This is a genomic window from Streptococcus sp. KHUD_017 (genome assembly GCF_054861245.1).
Genome location: NZ_CM142175.1, coordinates 22,501 through 39,276, shown reverse-complemented (window position 1 = coordinate 39,276; position 16,776 = coordinate 22,501). Strand labels below are relative to the sequence as shown.

At 39.6% G+C, this 16,776-nt stretch carries 19 protein-coding genes and 1 other RNA gene; 2 read left to right on the top strand and 18 right to left on the bottom strand.

The window, feature by feature from the left end:
- Positions 1-52 precede the first annotated feature (52 nt).
- From purC to ACVAMZ_RS00180, 7 genes are all read right to left on the bottom strand, one after another.
- Positions 53-760, bottom strand: coding sequence for a phosphoribosylaminoimidazolesuccinocarboxamide synthase (gene purC / locus ACVAMZ_RS00210; RefSeq protein ID WP_461684683.1), 708 nt, complete (start codon positions 758-760; stop codon positions 53-55).
- Positions 761-922: 162 nt separating this feature from the next.
- Positions 923-1,840: an HlyD family efflux transporter periplasmic adaptor subunit gene (locus ACVAMZ_RS00205; protein WP_371500119.1), complete on the bottom strand. Its 918-nt coding sequence runs from the start codon at positions 1,838-1,840 to the stop codon at positions 923-925.
- A 12-nt stretch (positions 1,841-1,852) separates the two neighbouring features.
- Positions 1,853-4,006, bottom strand: coding sequence for a peptide cleavage/export ABC transporter ComA (gene comA, locus ACVAMZ_RS00200; protein ID WP_461684682.1), 2,154 nt, complete (start codon positions 4,004-4,006; stop codon positions 1,853-1,855).
- A gap of 212 nt (positions 4,007-4,218) precedes the next feature.
- On the bottom strand, positions 4,219-4,455 hold the full coding sequence (locus ACVAMZ_RS00195; RefSeq protein WP_006155550.1) for an acyl carrier protein: 237 nt from the start codon (positions 4,453-4,455) through the stop codon (positions 4,219-4,221).
- Positions 4,456-4,465: 10 nt separating this feature from the next.
- Positions 4,466-5,458 (bottom strand): phosphate acyltransferase PlsX, encoded by a 993-nt coding sequence (gene plsX, locus ACVAMZ_RS00190; RefSeq protein WP_461684681.1) that lies wholly within the window; start codon positions 5,456-5,458, stop codon positions 4,466-4,468.
- Positions 5,455-6,225 carry a DNA repair protein RecO gene (recO, locus tag ACVAMZ_RS00185; RefSeq protein WP_461684680.1) on the bottom strand — a complete coding sequence of 257 codons (771 nt, stop codon included), beginning with the start codon at positions 6,223-6,225 and terminating at the stop codon, positions 5,455-5,457. Before recO ends, plsX begins: the two co-directional genes overlap by 4 nt.
- Complete coding sequence (locus tag ACVAMZ_RS00180) at positions 6,222-7,391, bottom strand: pyridoxal phosphate-dependent aminotransferase (RefSeq protein WP_461684679.1); 1,170 nt, start codon at positions 7,389-7,391, stop codon at positions 6,222-6,224. The genes recO and ACVAMZ_RS00180 overlap by 4 nt, the downstream gene beginning before the upstream one ends.
- Positions 7,392-7,545: 154 nt before the next feature.
- Between ACVAMZ_RS00180 and ACVAMZ_RS00175 the strand changes: the two genes are divergently transcribed.
- Positions 7,546-8,556 (top strand): YeiH family protein, encoded by a 1,011-nt coding sequence (locus ACVAMZ_RS00175; RefSeq protein WP_461684678.1) that lies wholly within the window; start codon positions 7,546-7,548, stop codon positions 8,554-8,556.
- Positions 8,557-8,584: 28 nt separating this feature from the next.
- Here the strand turns inward: ACVAMZ_RS00175 and ACVAMZ_RS00170 are convergent, their stop codons facing one another.
- The 11 genes from ACVAMZ_RS00170 to tadA form a co-directional block, all read right to left on the bottom strand.
- Complete coding sequence (locus tag ACVAMZ_RS00170) at positions 8,585-9,022, bottom strand: CoA-binding protein (RefSeq protein ID WP_414268921.1); 438 nt, start codon at positions 9,020-9,022, stop codon at positions 8,585-8,587.
- 116 nt (positions 9,023-9,138) lie between these two features.
- Positions 9,139-10,107 (bottom strand): ribose-phosphate diphosphokinase, encoded by a 969-nt coding sequence (locus ACVAMZ_RS00165; RefSeq protein WP_049496613.1) that lies wholly within the window; start codon positions 10,105-10,107, stop codon positions 9,139-9,141.
- 215 nt (positions 10,108-10,322) lie between these two features.
- Positions 10,323-10,817, bottom strand: coding sequence for a beta-class carbonic anhydrase (locus ACVAMZ_RS00160; protein ID WP_281137612.1), 495 nt, complete (start codon positions 10,815-10,817; stop codon positions 10,323-10,325).
- 162 nt (positions 10,818-10,979) lie between these two features.
- Entirely contained in the window at positions 10,980-11,675 is a 696-nt protein-coding gene (locus tag ACVAMZ_RS00155) for a TIGR00266 family protein (RefSeq protein WP_461684677.1), read from the bottom strand.
- A 70-nt stretch (positions 11,676-11,745) separates the two neighbouring features.
- Complete coding sequence (gene radA / locus ACVAMZ_RS00150; protein ID WP_414259875.1) at positions 11,746-13,110, bottom strand: DNA repair protein RadA; 1,365 nt, start codon at positions 13,108-13,110, stop codon at positions 11,746-11,748.
- A 40-nt stretch (positions 13,111-13,150) separates the two neighbouring features.
- Positions 13,151-13,642: a hypothetical protein gene (locus ACVAMZ_RS00145; protein WP_461684676.1), complete on the bottom strand. Its 492-nt coding sequence runs from the start codon at positions 13,640-13,642 to the stop codon at positions 13,151-13,153.
- A 15-nt stretch (positions 13,643-13,657) separates the two neighbouring features.
- Positions 13,658-14,197, bottom strand: a complete 540-nt coding sequence (locus ACVAMZ_RS00140) for a histidine phosphatase family protein (protein WP_263394213.1) — start codon at positions 14,195-14,197, stop codon at positions 13,658-13,660.
- 18 nt (positions 14,198-14,215) lie between these two features.
- Positions 14,216-14,671, bottom strand: a complete 456-nt coding sequence (locus ACVAMZ_RS00135) for an isochorismatase family protein (RefSeq protein ID WP_048716617.1) — start codon at positions 14,669-14,671, stop codon at positions 14,216-14,218.
- 9 nt (positions 14,672-14,680) lie between these two features.
- Entirely contained in the window at positions 14,681-15,124 is a 444-nt protein-coding gene (locus ACVAMZ_RS00130) for a dUTP diphosphatase (RefSeq protein WP_195184408.1), read from the bottom strand.
- A gap of 53 nt (positions 15,125-15,177) precedes the next feature.
- An RNA gene (ffs, locus tag ACVAMZ_RS00125) (signal recognition particle sRNA small type) lies at positions 15,178-15,276 on the bottom strand.
- Positions 15,277-15,308: 32 nt separating this feature from the next.
- Positions 15,309-15,776, bottom strand: a complete 468-nt coding sequence (tadA, locus tag ACVAMZ_RS00120) for a tRNA adenosine(34) deaminase TadA (RefSeq protein ID WP_461684675.1) — start codon at positions 15,774-15,776, stop codon at positions 15,309-15,311.
- Positions 15,777-16,079: 303 nt separating this feature from the next.
- On the opposite strand from tadA, the gene ACVAMZ_RS00115 reads away from it, so the two are divergent.
- Complete coding sequence (locus tag ACVAMZ_RS00115) at positions 16,080-16,619, top strand: hypothetical protein (protein ID WP_461684674.1); 540 nt, start codon at positions 16,080-16,082, stop codon at positions 16,617-16,619.
- Positions 16,620-16,776: the final 157 nt, after the last annotated feature.

Here is a 16,776-nt window from a genome sequence, read left to right as displayed (position 1 = left end):
AGTTCCTTTATCTATTTCTACTTAAAGATTGTAGTGACGACCAAGTAAAACTTTACTTCAATCCCTGCAACTTCTCTAACACGACCTTATAAACATCCGTTAGACTGCCCAAATCTCTACGAAAAACATCCTTGTCCATGTGGTGCCCTTCAGCATCCCAAAGGCGGCAGTTATCTGGAGAGAATTCGTCTGCCAAGATGATTTTGCCATCCTTATCAAAACCGAATTCCAATTTGAAATCAATCAAACGAAGACCAATTTGCGCAAACCAATCTTTCAGCAATCCATTGATACGACGCGTTTCTTCCTTGATATAAGCGATTTGTTCATCATTGGCAATATCCAAAAACTTCACATGCTCATCATTGATAAATGGATCATCCAAATCATCGTTTTTGTAGTAAAATTCAACGATTGGAGTTTTCAAGTCCAAACCTTCTTCAACACCGAAACGTTTAGAAAAAGAACCCGCAGTCACATTTCGAAGAACAACCTCCAAAGGAATGATGGTCACTTTCTTATTGAGTTGTTCAGTATCAGAGATACGTTCGATAAAGTGAGTAGCTACACCCGCAGCATTCAATTTTTCAAAAATAAGAGACGAAATCTGATTATTCAGCACACCTTTGCCTTCGATGGTCTCTTTACGAGCACCATTCAGCATGGTAGCCTGGTCCTTATAAACGGACCTAATCACATGTTCGTCTTCTGTAGTATAGATATCTTTAGCTTTTCCCGTATAAATAAGTTTACTGGACATTTTATTATTCGCCTTTCGTATTACTTGGCCTCATTCTAACACAAAAACAAGCAGAAATCAAATGTTTTACGAACGTAAACGTATTCCCTCCTGAGTTTTATAAAAAACTGTAAATCTTTTTAGGATTACAGTTTTTAAATATTATTTGAGAAAAAGTGATCATTATTCCCAATTCAAGAAATCATCCAAATAATAGCGTAAATAACTTTTCTTGCCTGTAATTATCTGTAAACGGCCTTCTAAACCGTACCTAAGCTTTTCAGCTTGTTCTTGAGTTATTTTTGTTTCCGCTTCTATTTTAAAGAAATTTCCTTGGTCAGTTCTCGTTGCAATTGTATCAATACTAGTGATAGTAGAAACAAGTCTCACTTGACCATTAGCACCATTAGTCGTGGTAAAGCGTACAGAATCTCCAATCTTGATTCTCACAATATCTTTTGAACTAAGATAGGCCGTCAATTTTGTTTTCCCTTCTCTATCTAATAGTGGATATAATTTAGCCAGTAATGTTCCTTCTGTGACTACCGCAGATTGATTCCTTTCAGGATTGAGATAAAGAACTCCGTCTTCCTGGGCTCTTATTGTTCCTTTTTCGAGTAAGCTAGTTTGATTTTTTTTGCCTATTTCTCTTTCTAAATCATCCTGCTCTAAAGCAATCTGCTCTTGTACAGTCGAAGAATTCTGAGAAAAGAGACCTATATTGGGCTGTGTAGTACTGTTCTTAAGGTTACTTGTTTTACTTTGATGATTTCTAAAACTCTCCAACTGATTAACATTGGCTTCATCCTGGATCACATCTCCAACCTCCTGATACTGAACAAGTAAATCTCCTCGTTGCACTTGTTTGTTCTCTTCCAGATAATTAACTACCATCCGCCTATTACTAGTTGATTGGATATTAGCAATGATACGACTAGGTTCAACTGTAGCTTTCGAAGATAAACTAATTTCCTTTTCTGCAAACATTGCAAATCCAAACGTAAACACCACCAAAAGTGACATAGGAAAAATCACTCGGCTGGAAAAATTATGATAACGTCGATTATAAAATTCCGCACTTTCTAAAAATTCAAGGTGCATTATTTCTCCTTTCTAACAGTTAACTAAATGAGTATAAAAACTATTTTGAGCAAGTAAGTCAGCATGATTCCCCTCCTCTACAATCTTACCCCGATCCAAAACGACAACTTTCTCCACTCGTTCAGCAATAGTCAAGCGGTGAGCAATGAAAATCAAGGTCTTATCTAGATTCATGAGATTGTCTACTATCCGTTTCTCTGTTAAGATATCTAGGCTGCTCGTCGCCTCGTCCAGAATCAAGATAGGGGCATCTGTCAAGAGAGCACGCGCTAAAGCAATCCTCTGGCGTTGGCCACCAGAAATTCCTGTCCCATCAGAAGTCAATTCTGTCTGGTAATTCAAGGGCATACGCTCAATATCTTCACGAATTTCTGCTAGCTCAACTGCACACAGTATATCCTCCCGAGTCGTACCCTCCTTAGCTCCGAGAAGGAGATTTTCTAAAATTGTTCCATTGAATACATAGGGTTGTTGAGGTAAATAGTTGATATGTTGGCGCAGAGACTTTTTATCAATCTGATTTAAATTCATATCCCCCAGTCTGATTTCTCCCTGATTTGGGCTGTAAAAATTAACCATCATCTTAGCTAGGGTCGACTTTCCTGATCCTGAAATCCCTACAAGAGCTATTTTAGAGCCCTGTTTGATTGTCAAATTGATATCTGATAAGATATCTTGACCATATTCATACTTGTAGTGAATTCCCTTGAAAGTCATATCTCCTTGAACCATACTCAAATCCTCTACCATTTTCTGTTCTTCAAACTCGGATTTGACCAGATACACCTCGTTGAGACGACTATTAGCAACTTGAGCTGTTTGAAGCTTACTCTGAAGGTTGATGATGTTTTCTAGAGAATTAGTAAAATAATAAAGAAGTGTATTATACGTAATCAACTGGCCCAAACTCATTTCCCCAGTCATAACGAAATTAGCCCCTATCCATAATACGCAGACATTTAGCGACAGTTGACCAAGTTTTTTAAGAGCTTTTTGCTGACTTTCTGCTTTACTATAAGTAAAGGATCTTTTCAGATAATCCACAAATTCCCTATCAATCTTTTGGTAGCGTGTTTTTTCGCTAGCCAAGGATTTAATCGTTTCAATACCATTGATATCCTCTATAACGGATGATGATAGGGTTGCATTTGCTTCCATAGTATCCCGGTTCATTTTTTCAAAAGGTTTCATAAAAGCAAAAATGATTGCAGCATAAATAGGGAGACCCAATAAACTTATGAAAAAAAGACTACTATTTTGCAAAAACAAGATTATGGAAATAATGAATACCGTAGATATATCCAAAAAAATTGAAATAATGGTTGAAGCTAAGGCATCTATGATACTATTGGCATCTGTAAATCGAGACACGATTTCTCCCGTCCGTCGAGTCGCAAAAAAAGACACAGGTAGATGAAAAACATGTTTGATATAAGATAAAATAACATCAATCGATAGACGTTGTCCAAGGACAATTAATAGGTAATCTTGAGCAAAAGATAAAATCTGTTGGAGGGCATACACGATAACAAGACATATAGAAATAATACTTAGGGTCGAAGATGTCTGATTTGGTACATAGGTATCAATAATAGATTGTAGATAGTACGAACCAACGATATTAATCAAGGTTACTAGAGCAGTCGCTAAAATGATATTGATGATTAAACCTTTCTGATTTATCAAAATAGGTAGAAAAGAAGTCCAACCCTGATTCTTGTCCTTATGTGGCTGATAATTTGGTGAGGGAGCCACAAAGATAGTTGTTCCTGTCCATTCTTCTTCAAATCTTTCGCGCGATAGTTTTGTCAATCTAACCTCTGGATCTGGATCAGCTATATGGATATTCTGCTTATCCTTTCCTGTCACTACGTAATAATGAAATAATTCTTTGTCCTTAAGCACGTGAACCACAAAAGGAAAGATTAAATTTGGAGAATCAAATAAAGTCATGTCTGCTTGAATAGCTTGTGGCTCAAAACCTAATGTTTCCGCAGCCTTCACCAGACCCAAAGCTGTCGTCCCATTTGTAGTCGTTTTGGCTAATTCACGAAGACGTGCTAATGAATAATAGCTTCCAAAATAGCCAAACACCATGGCTAACGAAGCCACTCCGCAGTCCTTCTGATCCATCTGTGAGCGGTAGTGTTTTTTCCTAAATTTCATATTCTTATCCTTTTTCTTAACAATCTAATTAAAAGTTCTGTAAGATTATTTTAGCCAAACAAAGTAAGAAATAGGTAACTCTTTCTAAAAAAACAAAATCTACACCCAAATAGCACTTTTAGAAGTTTAAGCAAACATATGGATTGATAAATCCGTTAAAATAAATATTCCACACAACCAAAAAAGCAACATGACCAGCATGTTGCTTTTTCTTATATTCTATTTTTAATGATTGCTAATACGTCTGCGACACTTTGGAGGTTGTCAATTTCTTCATCATCGATTTCGATTCCAAATTCATCCTCAATGGTTAGGACAAATTCCATCAAATCTACTGAATCAGCATTCAAGTCATCCTTTAAGCTCAAGTTTTCGGTTACGACAAAGTCTTCTCCTTGACGCTCTTGAATGATGGTTACGATACGGTCAAAAATTTGTTGTTCTGTCATATTGTTCTCCTTATTCCTCTGAAAATTCACGCGCAGTTTGGGCAACTACATCTGTCTCAAGCATGGTACGAATCTGGCGTATTGTGCTATAGACAGCCTTGGCATCACTTGAGCCATGAGTCTTAACTACTGGTGCCTTAACACCAAACAGAACCGCACCTCCAACATCTGAATAGTTGAGCTGTTTTTTCAAACCTCTTAGGTTATCCTTAAGAAGGAAAGCCCCTAGTTTGGCTCTAAGACCGCCACCTACAATAGCATTTTTGAGCAAGCCCATGATACCCATAGCAGTCCCTTCGATAGCTTTTAGCACAGCGTTTCCCGTGAAACCATCTGTTACGACTACATCAGCAACACCATCCATCAAATCACGTGCTTCCACGTTCCCGATGAAATTCAAACTTTCGTCAGCCGCTAATAGGTCATAGGCTTCCTTGCGGAGTGGATCTCCCTTGCTACTCTCTGTCCCGTTATTAAGCAAACCTACACGAGGTTTTTCAATACCACGAACATTTCTAGCATAGAAGGAGCCTAGGACTGCATATTGATGCAGGTGATGAGCTGTATTTTCTGCATTGGCACCAAGGTCAAGCATATCAAAACCTTTTCCATCAATAGTTGGTAAGGTTGACATAAGACCTGGTCGATCGATATTTTTGATACGACCAACGATGAAAAATCCTGCTGCTAACAAGGCACCTGTATTTCCTGCAGAAAGAACAGCATCTGCCTCTCCATCTTTGACAGCCTTAGCTGCCAATACCATGCTGGCATTTTTCTTCTTGCGGATGGCTTTTGTAGGCTCATCGTCTGAGTCGATTTTTTCATCAGTATGGATAATACTAACGCGCTCTGTAGCTGTTAGATATTGCTTGATTTTGCTTTCGTCTCCGTAAAGTTGAATCTCAATATCTGAAAAGTCAGCAAGGGCTTGATTAACTCCCTCTACAATAGCTTGTGGTGCGTAATCGCCACCCATTGCATCAACTGCGATTTTTTTCATTTGTCTTCCTCTTTCAGTAGTTGTCCCCAGTCGGCTAGGGAATCAATAAATTTCTTTGATTTCAGATGAATGCCGACATATTCCTCGTAGATTTGGTCCATAAACTTGCGCAAATCCTGCTTGATTTCGGACTTAAGTGAGATAGTCTCCAAGGTCTCAAAATCAATGGCTTGAAATTGATTGAGCAGATAAGGAATATTGGGATTTAAATGACATCGTTTCTCATCTTCATGGTAATGATTGGGACAAAGACAACCCCCGTATTTGAAGGAGAAGTCAAAGGCTTGCCCCACACGATGACAAAAGGTACACTCATTAAAGTTGAGACTGATTCCAAAACGTGTCAATATTTGAATTTCAAAAATATTGGTCAAAACTTGATAATCCAGACCCTCTTCCATCAGCTCTAAAGTCTTTTGCAAAAAAGCAAATAAGGGAGCATCTTCTTGGTTATCCTGCAAACTCGCATCCGCCAAGGCTGCAACGTAAGTCGCATAAGCCATAACAAAGAGGTCACTATTGATTTTCGGAAAAGTCTTCACCTCATGATAATCTTCTATATAACTAAGTCCATCGTCATTGACTTTTAGGAGAAAATGGGCTAAGACTAAAGGTTGAATGACAGGAGCTAGTTTGGATTGGCCGGCGTGTTTGACAAAAAACATGCGCTTCCCTGCCTGTTCTGTAAAGATTTTAACAAGCTTATCATCCTCTCGAAAATTTCGATTGTAAAGTACTAAACCCTGACTCGTAATCGATTGAATCATGCTTCTCTCATGTACTCCTCAAGTCGTTTCATAGCTTCTCTGATGGTTTCCATGCTAGCTGCATAAGATAGGCGAACATAGCCTTCTCCATACTGACCAAATGCTGCTCCAGGAATGAAGGCAACAGCCTTCTTCTGAGCAAATTCCTTGAGAAAAGCAAAGGAATCTTGATTATAGCCTGCTGGGATCTTAGCAAAGATATAAAAAGCACCGTCTGGCTTGATAATTTCAAAACCAAGGTCAGTCATCTTCTCAATAATGTAGTCCCGACGTTGGATATACTCCTTCTTCATCGGTTCTGCATCGTTTTTACCAGCTGTTAAGGCTTCTACTGCCGCATGTTGCGCCATGGTGTTTGCAGCGGTTACCAAATACTGATGACTCTTGATAAGTTGAGCTGTAAAGTTTGCTGGTGCAAAGATAAAGCCTAAACGCCAACCGGTCATGGCATGAGATTTGGATAGACCATTGATGATAATGGCCTGATCTCTCAGCATAGTTCCCAAAGATACATGATTTTCCCCTGTGTAGGTCAATTCTGAGTAGACCTCATCACACACAACAAAAATCTCATACTTGCGTAAAACCTCTGCCAAGGCTTCTAATTGTTCACGACTATAGGTAATTCCTGTAGGGTTGGCTGGATAGTTGAGAATAACTGCCTTGAGCTTGTCCCCCTGCTCCAAAATTGCCTTTTCCAACATCTCAGGGGTCAAGACAAAACCATTTTCAGTCGTATCAATCTCGACAATCTCTGCACCAACTAGATTAACTATTGGCTCATAGCCAGGATAGGCAGGAGCTGGCAAGAGAACCTTGTCTCCTTTCTCCAAAATAGCTGTCAGAGTAGCTGAAAGAGCCTCTGTCGCACCAATTGTGACCAAGATTTCATTCTCTGGATTGTAGTCTAGCTGATATTTCTCTTTTACAAATTCACTCGCCGCCTGACGCAATGTCAACAAACCACTCATCCCTGTATAGTAGGATTGATCTTGGTCAATGGCTCGCTTTGCAGCTTCCTTGACGTGATCTGGCGTTGTAAAATCTGGTTCTCCCAAGGTCAATCGCAGGACACCAGGAATCTCTGAAATAGCCTGGTCAAATTGACGAATCAAGGAAACTTGTATCTTATCTAATTGTTTATTAAATCGTTTGGTTAAGTCCATATATATCCTCCTTGATCAAAGAACATATATCTATTATACTACAAAAGCTCTCTGACCGCAAAATTCCGTTAATTTACAACCTTATTCCTACTTTCTATTTTACTTTTCTGATAGACAAGCTTATAATAAGAAGTGCTTATTTTCGGAGGTTTTTATGTCATTTCTATCAAAAAATTGGACAGGACTGTTAGCCTGTCTTAGCATTTCTATCATCTCTTGGGTTTTAGGAGGCTTTCTGCCTGTTGTGGGAGCTCCTGTTTTCGCCATTTTTATTGGAATGATCCTCCACCCCTTTCTCACTCCCTATAAACAACTGGATGCCGGTTTAACTTATAGCTCCAAAAAATTACTCCAGTACGCTGTCATCTTGCTTGGATTTGGACTTAATATCTCTCAAGTTTTCGCAGTTGGGAAATCTTCCCTCCCTGTCATTCTTTCTACCATTTCTATAGCTTTAATTGTAGCCTATCTCTTCCAACGCTTTTTTGACCTCGATACAAAGCTGGCTACCTTAATTGGAGTAGGTTCTTCCATCTGTGGAGGCTCTGCTATTGCGGCAACTGCTCCTGTCATCCATGCTAAGGAAAAAGAAGTCGCTCAAGCCATATCTGTTATCTTTTTCTTCAATGTCATAGCTGCGCTTATCTTCCCGACCCTAGGAGGCTGGCTTCACCTATCAAACGAAGGTTTTTCTCTCTTTGCAGGGACAGCAGTCAACGATACTTCTTCTGTAACGGCTACAGCTAGCGCCTGGGATAGTCTTTATCACACCAACACTCTTGAGTCAGCAACCATTGTCAAACTGACCCGTACCCTAGCTATTATCCCTATTACCCTCTTCCTCTCCTACTGGCAAAGTCGTCAACAAGGAAATAGCCAAGGGGTAAAACTTAAAAAAATCTTCCCCGTTTTCATCCTCTACTTTATCCTAGCTTCTCTGCTAACCACCGTCCTTACTTCTTTTGGTGTCAGCAATAGCTTCTTTTCACCTCTCAAACAACTCTCCAAATTCCTCATCATCATGGCCATGAGTGCTATTGGCCTCAAAACCAACCTCATTGCTATGATCAAATCCAGTGGAAAATCCATTCTTCTTGGAGCCCTTTGCTGGATTGCCATCATCCTGACTAGTCTTGGCATGCAAATACTCATCGGTATTATCTAAGACAAAAGGTAGCCTAAAGGCTACCTTTTTATTGTTCAAGAATTAAACGTGTATGTTCTCTTTTGATGCAACGATTCATCACAATATCATCGCATCCTCCAGCACGTAAAATCTCCTCTGCTTCCAAACTTTCAAGTCCTAATTGTGCCCAGAAAATCTTGGCATCCGCCTTGAGAAAGTCTCGTGCTACATCAGGTAAAAATTCACTGCGACGATATACATTAACGATATCTACAGGGAAAGGAATTTCAGCTAGACTGGCATAAGCCTTTTCTCCCAAAATCTCGCCACCTGCAGCTTTAGGGTTAACTGGAATGATTTTATAGCCACGAGCCTGCATTTCTTTAGTCACTCGATTGCTAGTGGTTTCCTCACGATCGGATAAGCCTACTACAGCTAGAGTTTTACTGGTTGCTAGATACTGACGGACCACTCCATCACTTGGATTGATAAATTCTTGAGTCATAAAACCCTCCTTTTCATCAGTATAGCACATTTTGAAAAGGCTTGCAGTTTTTGACTACAAAAAATTTCCTAGCAAGAGGAAAATCTGCTAGGAAACTCGTTTATTCAAGTGAAAGTTTAGATTTTTTTCTCGATACTAAATAATGGAGAAAGAGGACGTTTTTCATGGATACGTACAATCGCATCTCCTAGGAGATGAGCAATAGAAATTTGTTCAATCTTATCAATCAAACGTTCTTCTGGAAGATAGATAGTATCCAAAACAACCAATTTTTTAATGGCTGATTTCTGGATATTCTCCATTGCTGGACCAGAAAGAACTGGGTGCGTACAGCTTGCATAAACTTCAACAGCTCCTGCTTCTGCTAGAGCATCAGCCGCATGACAAATGGTTCCAGCTGTATCAATCATATCGTCAATCAAGATACAAGTCTTACCTTCTACCTTACCAATGATATTCATAACTTCACTAGTATTCATCTTGTCTACACTACGACGCTTGTCGATAATGGCAATTGGAGTTTTCAAAAATTCTGCTAATTTACGAGCACGAGTCACCCCACCGTGGTCCGGGCTGACAACGACATAGTCAGAACCAACCATGCCACGACGCTCAAAGTAATCCGCAATCAATGGAGCACCCATCAAGTGATCCACCGGAATATCAAAGAACCCTTGAATCTGTGCTGCGTGCAAGTCGATTGTCAACAAACGATCAACTCCAGCTACTTCAAGCATATTTGCAACGAGTTTTGAAGTGATTGGCTCACGCGCTCTTGCCTTTCTATCCTGACGTGCATAACCATAGTAAGGCATAACAACGTTGACAGATTCTGCACTGGCGCGCTTCAAAGCGTCTACCATAATCAAAATCTCAAGTAGATTATCATTTACTGGTGAGCTAGTTGATTGTAGAATAAAGACGTGTTTTCCACGGATCGATTCTTCGATATTAACTTGAATTTCTCCGTCCGAAAATTGACGAACAGTCGATTTTCCCAACTCTATCCCAATCTCTTGCGCCACACGCTCTGCCAATTCTCTATTTGAAGAAAGGGCAAACAGCTTTAAATCAGAAAAAGACATGATTTCCTCCGGTATTTATGTATCACTTGTGTTTTTCACAACATTTTTCCATCTACCATTGTAGCGCTTTTTTCTCGATTTTTCAATAAAAAATAAGACAAGAGTAGACTTTTATACTCTTATCTTATGCCATTTTATATTAGTGATATCAAAGGTAAAACTTGTCAACCTTCTCATCCTACTTCATGCTACTCCAGAAGCTTTTAATTAGAAAGTTAGTATATCTCCCTCATACTACCTGTATCCACATCGTAAACAGCTCCTGAAATTATGACATCATCTGGAATTAATGGACATTCTCGCAACAACTTCATATCCTCTCGGACACTCTCATCGATGTCTTGAAACGGTAAAAAATCCTGCCCAGATACATCAACTCCCAATTCACATTTTAGGTGCTCTTGAAAATCCTCGTTATTGAAGGTTTGAGCCCCGCAGTCTGTATGATGAAGAACCACAATCTCTCTTGTCCCCATTTGTTGTTGGGAAATTACAAGTGAACGAATCATATCGTCCGTCACTCGACCACCCGCATTCCGTAAAATATGGGCATCTCCTAGAGCTAACCCCAGAGCTGGCGCAACGTGTAGACGCGAATCCATACAAGTTACGATTGCAACCTTGGTCTTGGGTTTAATGGATAAATGCAAATCTCCGTGTAGTTCTACATAAGCTTGATTGGCTTTTAAAAAATTTTCAAAATAGGACATGACAACTCACTTTCTAGTCTGCCAGATAATTTGAACACCAAATTATTTATCTCCTATCATACCATCTTTTCTTTGTCTTGTCAGCTGTCAACTTTCATATAAAAAAACTGGGACAGATACATCCAGCGTCTAGCTTGGGTTTCTGTCCTAGTTTTTTTATTATTATGAACCTTTTTGGATATACTTGTTAAGTGAGCCTGCAAAGCTTTGAAGATTGAGACTTTGTACATAGACCTCACCGCTACCTCGGAAGGTATTCACCACTCCTTCGCCTGTACCAATAGACTGCCAGAAACCATTTTCTAGGTGAATATCATAGTCCAAAGACTGGCTCCAAGCCACCACATGAGCATTATCAATCGTTACTTCTTGGTTTTGTAGTTCAATTTTTTTAATCGAACCAAAAGCATTGGCCAAAAGAGTTCCTTGACCTTGAGTAGTCATCACAAAGAGACCGCCTTGCCCTCCGAACAGAGCTTTCCCAATAGACTGGCGCTCCATTGTATAGAAAGCTGTACCATCAAGAGCTAGAAAGGCTCCATCATTCAATCGATATTGCTTTTCACCTATCTCAAGAGCAATCACTTGACCAGGAGTATCTGGTGCTAAAGCAAGATTCCCGTTGTCAGACTCAGCAACAGCTTGAGTGATAAAGGTACTTTCACCAGAAACCATTGAACGCCCTACAGCTTTGACAAAACGGCCTAAACCAGATCCGCTAGCATTGAGCTGGGTATTGAGACTTACATTAGGTGTATGGTAGACCATGCTACCTCGCTGGATATAGACGGTTTCTCCTTGATTGAGTGACAACTCTACCAAAGGAAATTGCATTTGACTGTCCATAGAAAATTTCATCAGAAATTCCTCCTTGTTTTAATAATTGTTAGCAATAAAATAATTAGTAATCTAAACCTGAGTAAAACGATTAGGAGAAAACTTTTTTCAAGACTTCTCCGATAGTCGTCACTCCAATCACCTGAATTTCCTTAGGTGGCTTGATTCCAGTTAAAGAATTCTTTGGTACATAGATTTTTGTAAATCCAAGTTTAGCAGCTTCATTGATCCGTTGTTCGATACGATTCACGCGTCGAATCTCTCCCGTCAAACCAAGTTCTCCTACAAAACATTCCTGAGGATTGGTTGGTTTATCCTTGTAACTTGATGCAATAGCAACTGCTACCGCAAGGTCAATGGCAGGCTCATCCAATTTGACGCCACCTGCAGATTTGAGGTAGGCATCCTGATTTTGGAGGAGCAAACCTGCCCGTTTCTCCAAAACAGCCATAATCAGACTAGCACGATTGAAATCAAGACCAGTTGTAGTTCGCTTGGCATTCCCAAACATAGTCGGTGTCACCAAGGCCTGCACCTCCGCCAAAATCGGACGTGTCCCTTCCATAGTCACAACGATTGACGAACCAGTTGCCCCATCCAAACGTTCTTCTAGAAAGACCTCGCTTGGATTGAATACCTCTACTAGCCCACCTGACTGCATCTCAAAGATTCCAATCTCATTAGTGGAGCCAAAACGGTTTTTGACCGCTCTCAAGATACGGAAGGTATGGTGTCGTTCCCCTTCAAAGTAAAGCACTGTATCCACCATATGTTCCAACATACGAGGTCCAGCCAAGGTTCCTTCCTTTGTAACATGCCCTACGATAAAGATAGCAATGTTATTGGTCTTAGCCAGCTGCATGAGTTCAGCGGTTACTTCACGTACCTGGGAAACTGACCCCTGCACCCCTGAAATCTCAGGAGACATGATAGTTTGGATAGAGTCGATAATGAGAAAATCTGGCTGGATACGCTCCACCTCTGCTCGCACGCTCTGCATATTAGTCTCAGCATAGAGATAAAACTCACTATCAATATCCCCCAAGCGCTCTGCACGGAGTTTGATCTGTTGAGCAGACTCCTCCCCACTAACATAGAGAACTGTTCCTACTTGAGATAACTGGGTTGATACTTGTAAGAGAAGGGTTGATTTCCCAATCCCTGGATCTCCACCAATGAGGACAAGACTTCCTGGCACCACACCGCCACCAAGCACTCGGTTAAATTCCTCCATCTCAGTCTTAGTTCGATTGACATTAATAGAAGTTACTTCAGCCAATTTCATAGGCTTGGTTTTCTCACCTGTCAAGGAGACACGCGCATTTTTGACTTCTGCGACCTCAACTTCTTCTACAAAAGAAGACCAGGCTCCACAGTTTGGACAGCGTCCTAAATACTTAGGTGAATTATATTCACAATTTTGACACACAAATGTCGCTTTTTTCTTTGCTATAATTCTAATCCTCTCATTTTAAAATCTCTTATTAATTTTTATATTAATGACTATTTCTTTTCAAAACAGTGAGCCCACCATCATCCGCATGGACATAATACTGACCATCAGGGCTAAATCCAAAAATATAGGGTAAATAACTTTTATAGATTTGACTTCTATCTTCCTTATCTTTTTCCCAATAAATGGTTAAAATTGGATATTCTTCAGATTGGTCTTTATCCATTGTCACTCTGATGTCTTTGCCATTATCCAGAGGGAGACTTCCACCATATTGCCCAGCGATAGGGATAGGAGAATCATAGCCCTCACACATGGCTACTAACTCCACCTCATCGTAGTCCCCATCTATTGGAGTGACTTGACCATTTTCGCTATCAATGATTGAGATGTAGTCTGAGGAAATACAGAGAATTTTATGATAGGCATCAGGGAGAAATGTTAGGTAAAGAAATCCTCCAATACTGATCTCATACACCTTCTTATACCCTTGACAATTCTCTGCGGTAAAAGCTTGAAAATCCTTATAGCTCATTCATTGCGCTTCTTTCTATATCTCTATCTCACACTCAATCACTTGGCAAAAATCAATCTTCTCGTCTGGTACAAATTGGCGCATGAGCATTCCGTGAGTTACAATGATAATAGTTTTATAATTTTTATATTTTTCCAAAGCTCTTAAAAAACGATGACGCATCTCTAGATCAGTTTCATAGCGATAAGGAGAATCTTCAGATAAACCTCCTTGATGTTTTAGATAATATTCATGAGCTACCAATACACTAGTTAAATCAGAGTTAGTGCCATCTAAGTCTGGACGCCACTCATGAAAAAACGGCTCTACAAATAAGTCCAATCCTGTTTCAACTGCTATATAATGTGCTGTTTCTAAAGCCCTCGTCACAGACGATGAAATAATAATCTCTGCCTTTCCAAAACATGCAGTTTTAGCAACTTCTTTTGCCAGACTGCGACCTTTTCCTGTCAATGGTGCTAAATCACGACCAAAACCACTATAGAGTTGCGGATTTTCAAGTTTATCAAGCATACTATAATCTGGCTCCCCATGACGGACAAAGATAATCTTCATATTAAGATCCCCGTAAAACTATCCAATCTTGATTCCGCAATCTTGCCACTGCTTCAGTGTTTTAGAGAATTTCTTCTGGTTGGCAACTCCGACAGCAGACAAATCGACAGAAACCTGATAATTCTCCTTAACAGCTGCCAAAATGGAAGCCTTGACACATCCATTGCCATCTACCCCTATAAACTCTATGCTTTTAGCACCGTTTCCCTCTAAAAAATCTTTTAAATCTGGATTAGTAAAGCAAGAAGCCCGACGCTTCTCAAAAATACGAGAAGATACAACCAGCAAGCCGGTCGCAAATTTCTTCTTTCTATCTTTTCTCTCCCAGAAAAAACGATTGAGAATATAGATAACTCGGTCGCTAGGATAGGTAGCAATTTTGTCATTTACAGCTGCAGTCAGTTCTTCATGATATGCTTTTCCTACAGCAACATAATCTGACTGCATGTCTACAACTAATAAATAGTCTGCCATTTTATTCCTCTATTTCCCTGTTGACCCAAATCCACCAGTCCGCACGCCGTCTGCCTCATCCCCATCTGCAATTAAGAAAGGAGCAAAGACAGCCTGAACTATACGTTCGCCAACTTCAAGGACGACTTCCTGGTCGGTAATGTTTTTCATCTGAGCAAAGATATGGCCTTCATTTCCTGGATTGCCATAGTAGTCTCCATCAATAACCCCCACAGAGTTGATTAAAACTAGGCCTTTTTTGCGAGGGTTAGAGGAACGGTCATAAAGATAGAGCACTTCAGTCGGCTGCATATAGGCCTTGACACCAGTTGGGACAAGAACAATCTCTCCTGGAGCAATCACCGTACGCACCGCAACCTTTAAGTCGTAGCCAGCTGCATGCGCTGTCTCACGTTTAGGTAACAAAGTTTCATCTGTAAAACTAGAAACTAATTCAAAACCACGAATTTTCATATTATTCCTCTTTTTAATCTTTTATTCTAGGTTATTTTATCTTATTTATTCGAAAAAAGCACGAAAAAAGAGCACACAATTCACACTCGCTTAGGGCTGCTGGATTCCTCCCCTGACCCGCTTCACGCAGAACTGTTGCTCCACTAGTTATTATACCACATTCCCCTCTATTTTTAAAGAGAAATTATTTTTTACGTCGATTTCGGAAAAAGTCTTGCATAATCTCTGCGCACTCATTCTCTAAAACACCTGTTTCAACGTCCACACGGTGATTGAGCCTCTCATCTGTCAAAATATCGTACAAGCTCCCAGCGGCGCCAAATTTCTGGTTTTTAGCCCCGTAGACCACGTTTGGAATCCGTGCGAGACCAATTGCTCCACTACACATAACACAAGGCTCAATGGTCACAAAAAGCGTACAATCAAGCAAGCGCCAACTCTCTTCGCTCAGATTAGCATCCTCTATAGCCATAATTTCTGCATGCATGACCGCACGTTGCAACTCCTCACGTGCATTGTGCCCCCGACCAATGATTTCTCCATCCTTTACAATTACACAACCAATTGGGATTTCATCGTGCTCTAAAGCAATCTTCGCCTCCTTTAAGGCCTCTCTCATAAAAGCTTCTTTTTCTTCAACTGTATAATCCATAACATCTCTCTTTTCTCGCCTATCAATTCTATCATTATAGCATGTTTTCCTAGACAAAAAAAGAGCTCTATAATATTTGCAGAAACCAACTTTAGATAGTATTCAATCTCTGGTTTGTAGAAATAATGTTATAAAAAGAGTATAATGGTAGCAAAATATAGAGAAACACTAGGAATCATGAACTGAGAGTAATGGATACAAGTGATACAGAATGTCCAGATCTGTCGGAAGATTTTTAACTATAAGTCTCCAAGAGATGATTATCCTGAGATTTAAATAATAAACAAGATGAAAGGGTAAATAATGAAATTAGAATTCTTACAGGATGAACCAAAACTTACCTTGATGTTTCCATATAAAGATACATTTAATAGAGTAGGGGGACCATCCATGATATCTATATCTGTTATGATTCTCTGGATTCTGAAGCGTCTGATGACTTACAATACTGATTTTGCAGACAAGATTGTTATGGCGGTAGCGCTGATTTATGCTCCCCTCCTTATATGGTTTATGGGGTATTATCTCTTCATAAATGTAGTAAAATTAGAAATTTATAAAAACAATATTGTTCAATATTATACCTATAGCAGCAGAGGCCACAGCCTATTACATTATCAATTTGGACTTCAAGATATCGAACAAATAACCATTAAAAAGCGTCCTTTTAATTGCGTAAAGTTAAGCATAAAAATTAGAAATCCTATTTTTTTAGAAGGACATGAAAAAAAACTAAATAAGCTAGTCAGAGTCAGTATCATCACAGACAAACTAAAAGCAGATGCTTTTATGCACGAAATGAAGCAATTTCAAAGTGATAAATCAGATAATCAAGAAAGCTGATTCAGAAAAAATTCAAGTTTGTCTAACTTACAAATTCTCAAGAAAATAGTTCACTGAAGAGGCTGGGATCAGAAATCCCAACCTCATTTTTTCTTAGTTATGCGCCTTCGATGTGATGGCAAATTGAACGATTTGTTGGTATTTGAGAATTCAAAAA

What these genes read in the sequence shown, in the direction of transcription:
- comA (WP_461684682.1), bottom strand. Translation starts at nt 4,006, where the DNA reads ATGAAATTTAGGAAAAAACACTACCGCTCACAGATGGATCAGAAGGAC.
- ACVAMZ_RS00145 (WP_461684676.1), bottom strand. Translation starts at nt 13,642, where the DNA reads ATGAGCTATAAGGATTTTCAAGCTTTTACCGCAGAGAATTGTCAAGGG.
- recO (WP_461684680.1), bottom strand. Translation starts at nt 6,225, where the DNA reads ATGATTCAATCGATTACGAGTCAGGGTTTAGTACTTTACAATCGAAAT.
- ACVAMZ_RS00160 (WP_281137612.1), bottom strand. Translation starts at nt 10,817, where the DNA reads ATGTCCTATTTTGAAAATTTTTTAAAAGCCAATCAAGCTTATGTAGAA.
- ACVAMZ_RS00165 (WP_049496613.1), bottom strand. Translation starts at nt 10,107, where the DNA reads ATGTCTTTTTCTGATTTAAAGCTGTTTGCCCTTTCTTCAAATAGAGAA.
- ACVAMZ_RS00115 (WP_461684674.1), top strand. Translation starts at nt 16,080, where the DNA reads ATGAAATTAGAATTCTTACAGGATGAACCAAAACTTACCTTGATGTTT.
- ACVAMZ_RS00140 (WP_263394213.1), bottom strand. Translation starts at nt 14,197, where the DNA reads ATGAAGATTATCTTTGTCCGTCATGGGGAGCCAGATTATAGTATGCTT.
- ACVAMZ_RS00135 (WP_048716617.1), bottom strand. Translation starts at nt 14,671, where the DNA reads ATGGCAGACTATTTATTAGTTGTAGACATGCAGTCAGATTATGTTGCT.
- ACVAMZ_RS00195 (WP_006155550.1), bottom strand. Translation starts at nt 4,455, where the DNA reads ATGACAGAACAACAAATTTTTGACCGTATCGTAACCATCATTCAAGAG.
- ACVAMZ_RS00180 (WP_461684679.1), bottom strand. Translation starts at nt 7,391, where the DNA reads ATGGACTTAACCAAACGATTTAATAAACAATTAGATAAGATACAAGTT.
- ACVAMZ_RS00130 (WP_195184408.1), bottom strand. Translation starts at nt 15,124, where the DNA reads ATGAAAATTCGTGGTTTTGAATTAGTTTCTAGTTTTACAGATGAAACT.
- purC (WP_461684683.1), bottom strand. Translation starts at nt 760, where the DNA reads ATGTCCAGTAAACTTATTTATACGGGAAAAGCTAAAGATATCTATACT.
- ACVAMZ_RS00155 (WP_461684677.1), bottom strand. Translation starts at nt 11,675, where the DNA reads ATGAAATTTTCTATGGACAGTCAAATGCAATTTCCTTTGGTAGAGTTG.
- plsX (WP_461684681.1), bottom strand. Translation starts at nt 5,458, where the DNA reads ATGAAAAAAATCGCAGTTGATGCAATGGGTGGCGATTACGCACCACAA.
- ACVAMZ_RS00175 (WP_461684678.1), top strand. Translation starts at nt 7,546, where the DNA reads ATGTCATTTCTATCAAAAAATTGGACAGGACTGTTAGCCTGTCTTAGC.
- ACVAMZ_RS00205 (WP_371500119.1), bottom strand. Translation starts at nt 1,840, where the DNA reads ATGCACCTTGAATTTTTAGAAAGTGCGGAATTTTATAATCGACGTTAT.
- tadA (WP_461684675.1), bottom strand. Translation starts at nt 15,776, where the DNA reads ATGGATTATACAGTTGAAGAAAAAGAAGCTTTTATGAGAGAGGCCTTA.
- ACVAMZ_RS00170 (WP_414268921.1), bottom strand. Translation starts at nt 9,022, where the DNA reads ATGACTCAAGAATTTATCAATCCAAGTGATGGAGTGGTCCGTCAGTAT.